Annotated in this window: 13 protein-coding genes; all 13 read right to left on the reverse strand. The window is 45.1% G+C overall.

Going from position 1 to position 13,700, the window contains the following annotated elements; genetic code table 11:
- Window positions 1-14: 14 nt before the first annotated feature.
- Window positions 15-1,130, reverse strand: a complete 1,116-nt coding sequence (locus WC407_RS09820; protein WP_373022452.1) for a hypothetical protein — start codon at window positions 1,128-1,130, stop codon at window positions 15-17.
- Between the two features lie 73 nt (window positions 1,131-1,203).
- Entirely contained in the window at window positions 1,204-2,226 is a 1,023-nt protein-coding gene (locus WC407_RS09825) for a chemotaxis response regulator protein-glutamate methylesterase (protein ID WP_373022453.1), read from the reverse strand.
- 4 nt (window positions 2,227-2,230) lie between these two features.
- On the reverse strand, window positions 2,231-2,713 hold the full coding sequence (locus WC407_RS09830; RefSeq protein WP_373022454.1) for a chemotaxis protein CheD: 483 nt from the start codon (window positions 2,711-2,713) through the stop codon (window positions 2,231-2,233).
- A complete protein-coding gene (locus WC407_RS09835; RefSeq protein WP_373022455.1) occupies window positions 2,713-3,507 on the reverse strand; it encodes a sensor histidine kinase in 795 nt (264 codons plus the stop codon). The genes WC407_RS09830 and WC407_RS09835 overlap by 1 nt, the downstream gene beginning before the upstream one ends.
- A 1-nt stretch (window position 3,508) precedes the next feature.
- Window positions 3,509-4,882, reverse strand: a complete 1,374-nt coding sequence (locus WC407_RS09840) for a PAS domain-containing protein (protein ID WP_373022456.1) — start codon at window positions 4,880-4,882, stop codon at window positions 3,509-3,511.
- A gap of 9 nt (window positions 4,883-4,891) precedes the next feature.
- Window positions 4,892-5,719 carry a protein-glutamate O-methyltransferase CheR gene (locus tag WC407_RS09845; RefSeq protein WP_373022457.1) on the reverse strand — a complete coding sequence of 276 codons (828 nt, stop codon included), beginning with the start codon at window positions 5,717-5,719 and terminating at the stop codon, window positions 4,892-4,894.
- A complete protein-coding gene (locus WC407_RS09850) occupies window positions 5,712-7,817 on the reverse strand; it encodes a chemotaxis protein CheA (protein ID WP_373022458.1) in 2,106 nt (701 codons plus the stop codon). The genes WC407_RS09845 and WC407_RS09850 overlap by 8 nt, the downstream gene beginning before the upstream one ends.
- Window positions 7,810-8,073, reverse strand: coding sequence for a hypothetical protein (locus WC407_RS09855; protein WP_373022459.1), 264 nt, complete (start codon window positions 8,071-8,073; stop codon window positions 7,810-7,812). The genes WC407_RS09850 and WC407_RS09855 overlap by 8 nt, the downstream gene beginning before the upstream one ends.
- A 1-nt stretch (window position 8,074) precedes the next feature.
- Window positions 8,075-9,724: a methyl-accepting chemotaxis protein gene (locus tag WC407_RS09860; protein WP_373022460.1), complete on the reverse strand. Its 1,650-nt coding sequence runs from the start codon at window positions 9,722-9,724 to the stop codon at window positions 8,075-8,077.
- 2 nt (window positions 9,725-9,726) lie between these two features.
- Complete coding sequence (locus tag WC407_RS09865) at window positions 9,727-10,224, reverse strand: chemotaxis protein CheW (RefSeq protein WP_373022461.1); 498 nt, start codon at window positions 10,222-10,224, stop codon at window positions 9,727-9,729.
- A gap of 2 nt (window positions 10,225-10,226) precedes the next feature.
- Entirely contained in the window at window positions 10,227-10,613 is a 387-nt protein-coding gene (locus tag WC407_RS09870; RefSeq protein WP_373022462.1) for a response regulator, read from the reverse strand.
- Between the two features lie 25 nt (window positions 10,614-10,638).
- On the reverse strand, window positions 10,639-12,069 hold the full coding sequence (locus WC407_RS09875) for a response regulator (RefSeq protein ID WP_373022463.1): 1,431 nt from the start codon (window positions 12,067-12,069) through the stop codon (window positions 10,639-10,641).
- Complete coding sequence (locus tag WC407_RS09880; protein WP_373022464.1) at window positions 12,057-13,646, reverse strand: PAS domain-containing sensor histidine kinase; 1,590 nt, start codon at window positions 13,644-13,646, stop codon at window positions 12,057-12,059. The genes WC407_RS09875 and WC407_RS09880 overlap by 13 nt, the downstream gene beginning before the upstream one ends.
- Between the last annotated feature and the right edge of the window lie 54 nt (window positions 13,647-13,700).

The raw sequence follows: 13,700 nt of genomic DNA on the forward strand, positions 1-13,700 counted from the left end.
AAGAGAAAAAAACGTTATTTATGCCGAATAGCAGTTATCTGTTTTTCAATCTCGTTATGTTCGTCAAGACTTAGGAGAAAGCTCTGATCCATAACCTTGTCCAAATGATTCATCTCGGTCAGGGTAATCCCGAAAGGATCTTTTTTCTCTGTTTTACTCGCCCCGGAAACCAGCGTCACATTATCAAGTTTTTTTGCACCGTGTCGGATAAAATAGGTCATAAAATAGCCTCCGGAGTGATCTTTTTCGATAGCTACAACGACACGCGTGGCATTGCTCCCCTCGAAGGAAAGGGTGGGAGCAAGGGTTTTAAAATCACTTACGGATAAATACCCTACATACACTTTGGTATAAATATCGTGATAGCGTTGTGTCGCCCCCCGAGTAAAAAATTCCATATCAATCGGACTCTTAGCACGCAAAGAACGTAACATCCACGTAAGGGTGGCGTAATATTTAAAAGAAGCGATTTTGATCTCTTCGGCATGAGCAATTTTAGGACTCTCTACACGACGCATCGGCGCGCGGGGAGCTTTGGTGCTCAGAGCTTCAAAAATATGGCGTGCGCTGTAAGGTTTGGTAAGCCAAACCGAAGCATACGGCGGCAGATCGGATGTCCCCGTTGCCCCTTCGTTAAGGACCAATAATGCCTTGACGTTGTAACGAGGAAACAAGACTTCAAGCAATGCCCGCTTTTTACGCAGCCGTTTTTTAAGATTGCTCACCGATTTTACGAGGGTCATCTCCACAAAATAGAGTTCTTTATCGGTGAAAAGAAGTCCGTCGAACTCTCCGATCTCTTTGTGGCGGGCACGATAGATAATCTGCCCCTTCCAGCTGACAGAAAGGGCATCGCTTTGCGCACGGGTACGGTGCTTATGCGGCCCTTTGATGATAAAGCTTTTGATGGTCGGTTCAGCGGCAGCGTATCGGAGTAACTTTTCGTAAATGTAGTTTTCATACACCTCCCCCTCAAATGAGCGAAAAGCGCTTACATACGATTCATCCTCCATCGTTTGCCCTTTGGCTTCCAGCGAAAGGAGGTGATCAATATTGTAGTCATAATATAGGAGATTATCTCCCAGTTCCTCATCACCCGCAGGAATTACCGTATCATTAATCGTGAGCATTGAACTCTTTTTTGTATGTATTTAGGGTATCGTGCAAACACCCGCATAATTTTACATTATTTTTGATAAGAATTTAGAGCGATTCTAGAATTCCGTTGGCTATTTTATGCAGAGGTAATTGTTTTTCTACCGCCCCTATCTCATATGCCACTTTCGGCATCCCATAAACCACGCAGCTCGCTTCATCTTGACCGAGTGTTTTAGCACCTGCATTGCGCATTGCCAAAAGCCCTTTTGCTCCGTCTGCCCCCATACCTGTAAGAATCACACCGATAGCGTTGGCTCCGGCGATTTTGGCAACCGAGTTGAGAAGTACATCGGCAGAGGGACGATGACCCGATATTTTATCGCCGCTTCCAATTTCGACGTAATACCGTGCTCCTGAGCGACGTACCACCATATGATAATCCCCCGGTGCAATAAGCACCAATCCCGGAGTAATTGAATCTCCGTTACGGGCTTCACGCACCTCCATGGCACACAAAGAATTCAGCCGTTCGGCAAAAGGGCCGGTAAAATTGGCCGGCATATGTTGAACGACAATGGTACCCGGAGCGTTACGCGGTAATCCCATCAGGACATCTTTGAGAGCTTCTGTCCCTCCGGTCGAAGCGCCGATCGCTAAAATCTTGTTGGTTGTTTCTACAAGCGAGGTGGTATTGGCTTGTCCCATATCACGGAGGATATGCTGATGCACTTTTGCTTTTGACGCCGATTTTATTTTGGCGATAAGTTCATCGCGCATCTCCTCTTTGCCGTCATAAATATGAGAGTGGGGTTTAGCAACGAAATCGACTGCTCCCGCTTCAAGTGCCGCCAAAGTGGTTTTAGCACCCGATTGAGTAAGGGACGATACCATAACAACCGGAATCGGCATATAATGCATCAACCTCTTTAAAAAAGTGATCCCGTCCATTCGAGGCATCTCTACGTCCAGACACACGACATCGGGACGCAGTTCAACGATTTTATCCCGTGCAATGTAAGCATCGGACGCAGTTCCCACCACCTGAATTGTGGGTTCTGAATCTAAAATATCGTGCAATACCGCTCGTGCTGTTGCACTGTCATCGACGATTAATACCCGTATAGCCATACCATTATCCTTGTTCCCCTATTGTACTGCGGGACGTGTACTTCAGAAGCACTTTCCCCCGTTCCAAATCAAATTGAATCTTTCGTCCGTTTTGTCCGCCGACATCTTCGGCGACAATGGTAATTTTGTACTCTTTTAAAATCTCTTTGGCAACCAGTATGTTTTTCTGACCAATCATCATGGATTCGCTTGCACCGATGTTCATCGATGCACCGCCGAAAATCTTGGCTTCAATAGTTCGGCTCGTAGACCCTTTTGCCATCATGGATTCGATCAGTTTCGGAATCGAAACATTACCGAATTTCGGTGATTGCAGGCCATTGCCGTTCCAAAAAGGGAGTAGATAATGGTTCATGCCGCCGATTCCAAGCGTGTTATCATAGAGACAAACAGCCACACACGACCCTAAAACGGTCGAGATTGCCGAGGGGGCACTGTCCACATGTATCTGTCCGACATGAATAAAAGTAGAAGCTCCGTGAATCATCAGAGTTCTATCGCGCCATCAAACGACTCAAATAAAAATTCGTTTGAACCGCAGGCTTCTGAATCGGCCAATGCAGCTTGCAGCGGCAAGGTTACCGTAAAGGTAACCGTAGTTGCATCGGTATTATAATCGATACTTCCACCCAGCCGCTCACACAATTCACGAGCAATACTTAACCCCAATCCTAATCCATGCGATCCTTCCGTACCGTGGGCAAAACGGGTAAAGACTTGAGGCTTGAATTCTACTTTTGGGCCTTCCCCGTGATTTTTAATGGCGATGATGATAGCGGAGTCATTTTGGGATATATCCACATTGACGACACTATCGGATGTTCCGTAATCACATGCATTGGCAACAAGATTTTTAAGAATAAGATAGAGTTTTTTAGGGTCAGAAACAATTTTATCTTGTAACGTACTCTCAACCGTAAGGAGAATATTTTTAGCCTTTAACTTGTATTTGAATCCCTCAGCCGCCTCTTTAATAAGGCTTTTTGGGTCAACCGATGCATACGTAAAATCCATGATCCCCCCCTCTATTTCAGAAGCGGCTACAAGATTTTGGATACGAGAGTCCAGCAGCAGGGCTTCCTCATGAACCAGTTCAAAAACAGCTTCACGAGGATCACCGCTTGGCGGTACTAAATGGGGAATCATCCCCAACAAGGCTGTCATCGGATTGTTCAGCTCACTCGCAATCAGGGATAAAAAGCGTGATTTTGCCTTTTCACTCTCAATAAGTTGTTTATTGAGATCCAGTATTTTACGGCTTAAAAAGGTTACTTCATCCATATTAGTGTTCCATTTTTTTGATTGACAACATCTCTTCGTGCAGTCGATTCAATATGATATCGATCCCCTCCGACTTTTTCATCAAAAGACGGTTTTCTGCGCTAAAATTTTGCCCCATTTTTTGCATAATTTCAATCTCATGTGTCGTCTCTTGTACCAGTGTTTTAAGCTGTGAAAATATCACACCGAACCGTACCGACTCGTCATGACTTCCGGCCGCTTCAATAATGCCGTAAATTTGGATATACCCCAAATACATCATCTGCTGCTCGAGTTGGTCTAAATACTTCAGTGCCCCTTGAATTTGGTGATCCAGTTCAAGCTGAACCTGTTTCGATTTCTCAGAATACGTAACAACAAGCGCCATCAAAGTACAGATATTCTCAATTAATCCCGGTATCTGAGTATCGTTGTTTTGACAGGATACTTCTTGGATAAAATAGGTCACCATCTCAATTTGCAACCGCATTGCAGAAACCGAAAAAACCGTAGCATTTAATGAATCGGAAAACTGCTGCACTACGGTATCGATATCCGCGATTAGTGCATCATTTTCTTTGGCATTAAAACGGATGTCTCGCGCCAGTACACCGAATGTTTCTCCGCCATTTTCAACTTTATACGACGAAACCGAAGCGTTTAATGATAAAAAGACAATGTCTCGGGCCAATTCCCGTAATTTATACCCTTTTTCTTCAAACGTCGATTTAACGCCGGTAAACAAATCGATCTTATCAAACCACGCATCGTATTGATCCATCAATTCACAGCTATACCCGTGAACGGTTCTCAGTTTTTGCAATGAGGGCGACGGCTCATTATAATTGTTATTGATATCCACTTTGGAAACAAGCGTTTGTCTCTCTTTGAGCTCGTCTAATAATGCATCGCGCATAAAGTGCTCATACGCTTCGTATCCCAATGCCCTTAAGAGCTCAGGTAAAATGTTTCCGCTCTCCTCCATTCCCCCTCGGCTCTCGGCCATAAGCAATTTAAAATAGAGCTCCTTTGCTGCTGCGAAAAGTTTAGTTGTGGGCTTGATCCGAATCGATACGTACTGATCGTTGAGAGGAAATACCGATGCCAGAACCCAATAATAGTTCCCCTCTTTGGTTTGATTCTTCACATACGCGACAATCGGTTTATCTGCCTTCAAATAATCCCAGAAGGTCTTAAATATAATTTTCGGCATATCCGGATGGCGAACGATGTTATGAAAGCTTCCGATTAATTCCTCTTTACTATACCCGCTAATACGGACAAAGACTTCATTGCCCGAGAGGATAGTACTCTCCTGATCGGTAATCGAAAAAAAGAGTTCATTAATATCAAACTTGGCCTCTTTTAGAGCCATAGCATGTTCTGTTTTGTCCATACGAACCCTTTATAAACGTTGATAGATTGACGAACCCAAAAGTTTGAGGGTTTCACGATGGCTCGTCAAAGATTCGGAACTCCCTAAAAACAAAGGAGCCCCTTTGGGAAGGAGCGTACTAAATCGCTCGATCAGATCATGCCGGGTCGTATCATCGAAATAGATCATAACATTTCGGCAAAAAATCATGTCAAATTTGTTTTTGAAGAAAAACGGATCGGTGACAAGATTATAGAGACGAAACATCACTTTTTCTTTTAGATGCGGAGCTACACAATAGCTGATTGCCCCGCTCTCGGTACGAACTTTGTCAAAGGCGCGGTGAATAATCTCTTTGGAAAGTGACTCGACCGATTTAGCCTCATACTCTCCCGCTATGGCTTTGGTAAGCACTTTGGCGGAGATATCGGTGGCTAGGATTTTGATATCCCATTGCTCGAAATCCTTTAGATGATGCTGCAAGAACATAAGAATCGTGTAGGGTTCTTCTCCGCTGGAACATCCTGCCGACCATATTCGTATCTTTTTATCTCGTTTGGAAGCAACCAGTGCTGTGAGATATTCCTCCAGCCATTTCCACTGTGCCCCCTCTCGGAAGAACGAAGTGACATTGGTAGAGATGGCACTCACAAAGAGAGACAGTTCCTCTCCCGATTCATCGTGTACCAAATAATCGTAATAGGCACGAAAGCTTGGGAGGTTTAACTGATGCAGCCGTTTGTTCAGCCGCCCTTTGACCAGGGTGGTTTTTTGCTCTGAGAGGGAGATTCCCACCTTCTCATAGATATAACGGCGAAAAAGGTCAAACTCCTCGGGACGCAGTTCGATCTCAACCATGGGAAGTCTCGATCAGCGGACGCAACTCATCGACGTTGAGGATAAGGGCGATATCACCGCTTCCGAGTATCGCTCCGCCGGAGATCTCTTTGAGGCGTGCCAAGGATTTACCTAATGGCTTAATAACCACTTGTTGACGCCCTACGAGCTCATCCACCATAATAGCGATCCGTCCCGCTTCCGTTTCGACGCAGACAAGGATTCCTTCCCACGGCTCAATCCGATGGGTAGGGAGATCAAACACATCGCTCAGGCGGATGACCGGAATATGCTGACCGCGAAGGGAGACAAACTCCCCTTTCTCTTTGAGGGCATGGACAATCTCCCGCTCCGGTCGGAACGATTCTACAACGCTCAGAGTTGGGATGATATAAATCTCTCCCGCCGCTTGTACCAACATACCGTCGATGATAGCCAACGTCAGAGGAAGAACCATCGAGAAGGTTGTCCCCTCACCCTCTTTGGAATCTACTTCGATTTTACCGCGCAGTTTTTCGATCGAGGTTTTGACCACATCCAACCCGACACCGCGACCGGAGAGGTCACTGATCGTATCGGCGGTGGAAAACCCCGGCTGCATAATAAGACCGAAGATTTGAGAATCGCTTAGGTTTTCCTCTCCGGTGATAATACCCCGTTCAATCGCTTTTCGAAATACTTTTTCTTTGTTAATCCCGCGCCCGTCATCGCTGACACTGATAACGATACTGCCGCTTTTGTGGTATGCTCGAAGGGTGATAGTCCCCTCCACTTTTTTACCCGCAGCGATTCTCTCATCCGCGTCCGCTTCCAACCCGTGATCAATCGCATTACGGATGATATGGATCAGAGGATCGGAAAGGCTGTCGATCATCGTTTTATCAATTTCCGTCTCTTCTCCCAGCACATGAAGATGAAGCTCTTTTCCGGTCTTTTTCGAGGTGTCGCGGACAACCCGTTTCATTTTGTCAAACGTATCGCGGATCGCGACCATCCGAAGGCTCATAACACGGTCTTGAATCCGCTTCGTAATCTTGGAAAGGGTTTCGATCGCCCGGCTGATCGATTCATCTTCGATGGATCGGATCTTTTCGTTCTGAGCGATAAAGTTTTGCGCAATGACCAATTCGCCTACCGAGTCGAAGAGTTCATCGAGTTTGAAAGTATCGATACGGATCGTTGATTTGGGTGCAGTGGCATTTAGCGCCGAAGCGGCAGGTGCTGATTTGGCACTCCCTTTTTGAACCTCTTGGTCTTTCTCCTCCATAACAACCGGGTTTACTTCCTCGATCACTTTTTCAATGAGCGGTTGGACGATGCGTGTTACGGTGTACTCATGATCGAATAAGAATTCGAAATTCTCTTCCACCTCTTCGAGGGTTTGCGGGGTCAGTATGATGGCGCATACGTGTTTAAATACGTTTTCATCACACGCGAATCCCTCGAGTGGCCGGATCGCTTCCATACCAAAGAAGCTCTCTAAAAAGACTGCCTTTTCACCCAAAAGTTTGAGAAAGAGCAGATGATCAAATCCCCGTTTGTAGCAATCCGCATCGAGAGTTAGATCGACACGGTAGAGGTTTAATCCCTCCCTTTGAGAGGCTTGGAGTTTTTTAATCGTGTTGGCGATGGAATTATCCATCTGCTCTTCGCCGCTTAGGGCGAATTCTGCTGCCAAGTCATTCAGAACCGTAGGCGCTTCTTCAACGGCTATAGGCTCTGCCCCCGGTTTTTTTGAGGCGATCAGTGCTTTAATCTTCTCCAAACATCCGGCATAATCCGCAGGGAGATCCGTAAGAGCATCGAGTTCACACTCCATGACCGCTTTGATCACATCCACACTTCCGACAAAGAGTTCGAGATGGTGCTCTTCCACCTCTTCTTTGGTACTGCGGTAGTGATCGAGCACATCTTCAAAATGGTGGACAAACTCTCCCAAGCGGGTAAAGCCGAAGGCATTGGCATTTCCCTTTAGGGTATGTACCCCTCGGAATATTTCGTTTAGCAGATCGAAATCGGAAGAGTTCTCTTCGAAGCGGAGGATATTGACATCGAGCTTTTCGATAATCTCCCCCGCCTCTTCGATAAATATCGCTTTGACTTGTTCTTGTTTAGTCATGACCCATCCAATGCAGTGTTCCATACACCCCCGATATGATAAATCCTTGGTCTAAAAAAGGGATTTTTAAATCATTTCGGGTCCGTTTTAAACTGACCAATAGAGCCAGTAAAGCACTGCTGCGAAGCAGTGTCCCCTCCTCTATCTCTATGGTTTCCAGATACTCAAGACGGGGTCGAACGAACTGTTCGAACTCCCGTATCTCCTCCATACTCATATCCAGTCCAATGGTGAGGACGTCACCGTCGAACTGCATCTTAGAACTCTTTCAAATCGTCCTCAGAGAGAGGAAAAATATTCTCGGCTTTGGATGCCGAGGAGATTACTTTACGTTGAGCAGAGGGGGTTCGGTGAACAATAACCGGGTTTGGATCCAAGTGGTGCAGATTCACTTTGCGAGGAGCGTGAGAAGAGGCATCACTTTCCATCCCCACCATAGCGGCGAGGATACGAACCGTTTCCATCATAGCAGTCGCTTGCGCGTTTAGCTCTTCGGCGGCTGCAGCGGCTTCTTCGGAATTAGCGGCAACTTGTTGGGTCACTTGATCGACTTGACCCATGGCTTGGTTGATCTGCGTCATCCCCTCGGCTTGTTCTTTTCCGGCAATCGCGATTTCGCCGATCAGATCAGATACTTTTTTGCTTTGTTCTACAATCTCTTGAAATGAGGTGTGGGTTGCGAGGGCGATTTCGTTCCCCTCTTTGATTTGTCCTACGACCTCTTCGATAATAACCGATGTCTCTTTAGCCGCCGATGCAGCGCGTTGGGCGAGGTTACGTACTTCGTCCGCAACCACCGCGAATCCCAGACCGTGTTCACCCGCGCGAGCCGCTTCAACAGCTGCATTAAGAGCAAGGAGATTGGTTTGGAAGGCAATTTGGTCGATCGTTTTAATGATACCGGAAATTTTAGCCGCTGATTCGGTAATCGCGTGCATCGAGCGAGAAAGCTGTTCTCCTTTTTCGTACCCTGAGCGGGCCGAGTCGTTAGCATTTCTCGCCAAAATATCGGCTTGACGTGCGTTATCGGTGTTTTGCGTATTGATGGCGGTGGACTCTTCTAAGGTTGCACTTACCTCTTCAACACTGCTTGCCTGTTCACTGGCCCCTTGAGCAAGCGACGAAGACGATGAGGCTACTTGATCGCTTGCCGAGGTGATTTGCATTGCCCCATCACGGATAGAAGCGACGCTCGTCTGGATGGAACGGGTTATTGAGCGGATAATCAAAATAGAAAGGATAATGGCAACCAATAAGGATACGCTCAAAATAACACTACTCCATATCACAGCTGATGAGGATTTTTCTACGGCTTCTGCCACTGATGCATCAGCAACATCTGCATTAATCTTAATGATATTATCCAGATTGCTACTATATGCATCTCGGATTTTTCGGCTTTCTTCAATAAATACTGTCATTTTGTCATATATAATCTTCGTTACTTCAGGATCATTATTCGTATTATGGGTTAATGGTTCTATAACCTCATTTTGAATTTTTTTAGACATATCACGCCATTCGGCAAAATTGGCTTCAAACTCTTTCCATTGTATTGCCTCTTCCGGAGTTTGCGGAAGTGGAGCGTAGAGTTTATATCCTCGTTCATAAACAGTCCACGCTTTGTTTATTTGATTAACAGCATCTGCAATTTTACCTGAGCGTGCAGGGTCATCCAACAAACCGCGAACTCTATTTTGCTGTAACGCAACTCGAATAGCTCCCGCCCGCATATCCATCAATCCTAGCAGTGACGGAACCCGAACAACCCCTATCTCATTGATTTCAGCTTTCCAAAGATTAACTGAATTAAGGGTGATTGCTCCAATCGCCAATAATGCAACCATCATAAATGCAGTAAGCAATACTAATTTACTTCGCAGTACCATCTTTTCTAACCAATTCATACTTATTCTCCCTCACTTGTCTGTTTTTGCTGTATCTGTTCCAAACTCACAAGCTCATCGGCTTCGAAAAGCTTGAGCACATCCAATATCATTACCACGTTCTCTTCGATTTGTGCCATTGCACAAATGAAATCGGTATCAATATGACTGCCGAATTTTGGAGGCTCGCTCATATGGGCGGTATCGATAGAAGCCACCTCTTCCACCCGGTCAACGATAAAGCCGATGTTCACCTTATCCACTTCGACGATAATGATCGACGTATGCATTGTCTCCGTCTGAACCTCCATCCCAAAACGTAACCGTGTATCAACGACCGGAATAATGGATCCGCGCAAGTTGATTACCCCTTTCATATACTCAGGAGTTTTTGGGACAGAGGTCACCTTCATTAATGCAATGATCTCTTTAATCCGATCGATCGCAATACCGTATTGCTCTTCACCCAAAAAGAATGTCAAATACCGCTCTCGTCGTGTTTGGGCAGGGTTTTTTTCCATTCTTATACCCCTAATACCATTTTTAACGATTTCACCAGCTTATCGTCGCTAAACGGTTTTACCATCCAGCCCGTCACCCCGATCTCTTTACCTGCCATTTTCATCTCATTAGAGCTCTCGGTAGTAAGGACGATGATCGGTTTGGTTTTGTATCGCTCATCCGCTTTGATCGCTCTGGCCAAATCCAATCCATTCATCTCCGGCATATTGACATCGCTGATAAGCAAATCAAAATTCTCACTCCCCGCTTCCAATGCACTCAAAAGTTCTACAGGATTGAGATACGATTTAAACTCAATCACCCCGCTGCCGATCATCTCTTCCAACGCAAGTTCTGCCGTAGCAATAACCGCTCTGGAATCGTCTACAATAATTACCCGTTTAGCCATTTATATTTCCTCCTTGAAGTGTGTTTTAAAAAAATTCCATGCCGTCGTCGTCATCTTCGGCTTCCATAACTTTATCGCCTATAATTCCTTCGATCTGCATACATGAACTGAAAAATGAGCTGTCGAGATAGTGAATATCTCCCGCATCTTGTAATCCGAAGATATGATCCCTCCATGATGCCAAATCTGTCCCTAAATGCTCCATCAGCATAATAAGGGTCTTAAGCTTTTTTGGATCACCGATAATCATGTCGGCATTCTCTTTTAAGAATGATCCCAGAGACGAAAGGGCATAGGCCAATGCGGTAAATTCAAACAAATTATTGATAGCGCCGACGTATACCCCCAAAACACCATCGATAAAGTTGCGAAGATTTTGCGCAGAAGGCTCATCCTCCAGAGCACCGAGTTTCTCTTTCCACTCTTCATCCAAGCTTGCCAAATCACGGATTTCATCCAAAACATCTCCACCGATCTCACGGATGTATTCCGCCGCCGTCGTTTTATGGACAAAACTTTGTCGAAGCATCTGTTGTTCATTGGAGTGAATCACCCGAACTTCCCGCGCCGCTTCAGGTTCATTTGCCACCAGGGGAGAAGGTGTCGGCTCAGCACTTTTGAGTGAAATTTCTACCGGTCTTACCGGTGAAACCGCAACCGTTTGAGGTAGTTCAACGCTATTCTCATGATGCATTCCCAAACGGACGCATACGATATTCTCTCGCACAATGCATGCCGCGCCCAACTCATTCAATAAAGCCATGGCTTTGGATTTGAGTTCCATACTCTCTTCAAACTTCATCGTGACATACATCTCTTCAAAACTCTCTTCGATAATGATAGAGAGAGATTGCCCATCACGGGTTCCATGACGCATCAGTTCGTAAAAAAGGCCTAATGCCGCATCTATTTTGGTGCAGGAGAGGGTCGTTTTCTCTTCGCAACGCCCCAACACCCACATTCCAAAATCCATCATCCCCTCAGCATCATCAATATCAAAAATAGTTTTGAAATGACGGATATCCGCATTAAAAGGGTTTAACGCCTCTTTTTCCGATAATTTTTTGAACTTTCCTTTTTTGGAACGGATCAATGCCCCGAAGCTTTCCAGTTTAAAGCGGATCAACTCTTTATCAATCGGTTTGTGAATGTAAGCCGCTACCCCGATGGAAGCCATATTTTCTTCCATATGAGGATCGATGACTGCGGTCACAACCATAATAAGCGTTTGCGGATGCGCCTCTTTTATAATCTTTGCGGCTTGAAATCCATCCATTCGAGGCATCATAACATCCATCAAAATGATATGAGGGTGCCATTCATCGGTTATCTCCACCGCTTCAACCCCGTCACACGCCTCTTTGATATCAAACCCTTCCATCTTACGACAAATAGCTTTTAAAACCAAACGGTTATCTTCGACGTCATCTACAATCAGCAGTTTTAAACGACCCATTTATCCCCCTCTTTCGTTGATTTTTTTTGTTTCAGCGTAAAACATGACCCCGCCCCCTCAGCAGAAGAGACCTCCAACATAAATCCCATCGCATGAGAATACTCCCGTACAAGACTCAGTCCCAAACCGGTTCCCACATCGTCCTCTCTGGCTTGCTGGAACGGTTCAAAGATAAAAGAGAGTTTGTCGTTCGGTATCCCGATTCCGCTGTCTGCAACTTCTATACTGCACACCTCATCCCTTTCATCTACCCGCACGTCAATAAATCCGGCATGGGTAAATTTAAACGCATTGGAAATGAGATTGGTTATGACCTGTCTAAATTTAAAGGGATCGCACTGTATCAATGCTGAAGTAACATTTATATTAAGGGTGTAGTCTACCTTGGTATTTTTATTCAGGCTTGTACAATTTTCAAACGCTTCTCGAACCAAATGGACGGCATCGTACTGCTCAATCGCAAAAGTCTCTTTACCCGAAGAGAGCTTTGCTATGTCCAAAAGCGAATTAATCAGGGACAAAAGATTTTGCGAATTTTTATAGGCCCTTTCCAAATACAGTTTTACCAGCTCACGACTCTCTTCATACTCAAACATCTCATCAAAACTCTCTAATGCCTGATCGGTAAAATTGACTATCGCATTAAGAGGAGTCCGCAATTCATGCGATACTTGATCAAAAAACTTCGTTTTAGCTTCAAGCGTCCGTATCGCCTCCTCTTTGGCCTCCATCATCGCAGTGATTTCATGCCGAATCGAGAGGATTTCGATAACCTTGCCTTCCTGATTTTTCAACGGAAACAGAGTACTGTCAAAATAATGGACACTGCCGCTGCGCCCTTTGTTTTTCAAAACTCCTTTCCATATTTCGCCATTTTCTAACTCTGTCCATGCCGCTTTTTGGCATATAGGTTCTGAGTCGGAAAAAAAGAGTATGGATGCGTGCTGATACATAAGTTCATCGTGCGTGTATTGAAGGGTGTGACAAAAGGCATCATTTGCATAAATGATTTTTCCCTCAAGATTACATTTTGCCACCAGATTGGAAACATTAATGGCATGATCATACTGTTCCAATAAGAGCTGTGCTTCCTCTTTATCATGAACACTTGTCCGAAGCCCCTCTTCGAGAACGCTTCGGTACCCCATCATCTCGGTTACGTCAGAAAGGGTTACGACGTAGACCCCCTCAACCAAATCGATAGGCGATACCGAGAGGTTGAAAGTATATACCTTGTCCTGCGCAGTAATACCTACCCGATAATGCTCTTTTTCACCCAGTAATATGGTCTCAAACCACCGTTTTCCCTGGTAGCCTTCATACACATAACCGTATTTTTCAATCTCTTCAAAACGGCTTGAAAGGAGAAAAGAAGAAGCAAAGACATCGACCCCGATCCCTTCAAAAAAGGTAATAAACGCTTTATTTGCATCGATGATCAGATCCCCGTCACTCAGCGCAATCAAATCACTGGTTAGGTTGAAAATTGTTTTATAGTATCGATATGTCGGATCACTCTCTCGAAGACGCAGTTTTAATTGCTCTTTTAAAGGCTGATCAGCCACACTCTCTTGCATCTATTCTCTCAATTTTTAAAATACCTAGAGCTTATCACTTTTAGGTCACATTTT

Source organism: Sulfuricurvum sp., assembly GCF_041651515.1.
In the GTDB taxonomy this organism is placed as follows: Bacteria; Campylobacterota; Campylobacteria; order Campylobacterales; family Sulfurimonadaceae; genus Sulfuricurvum.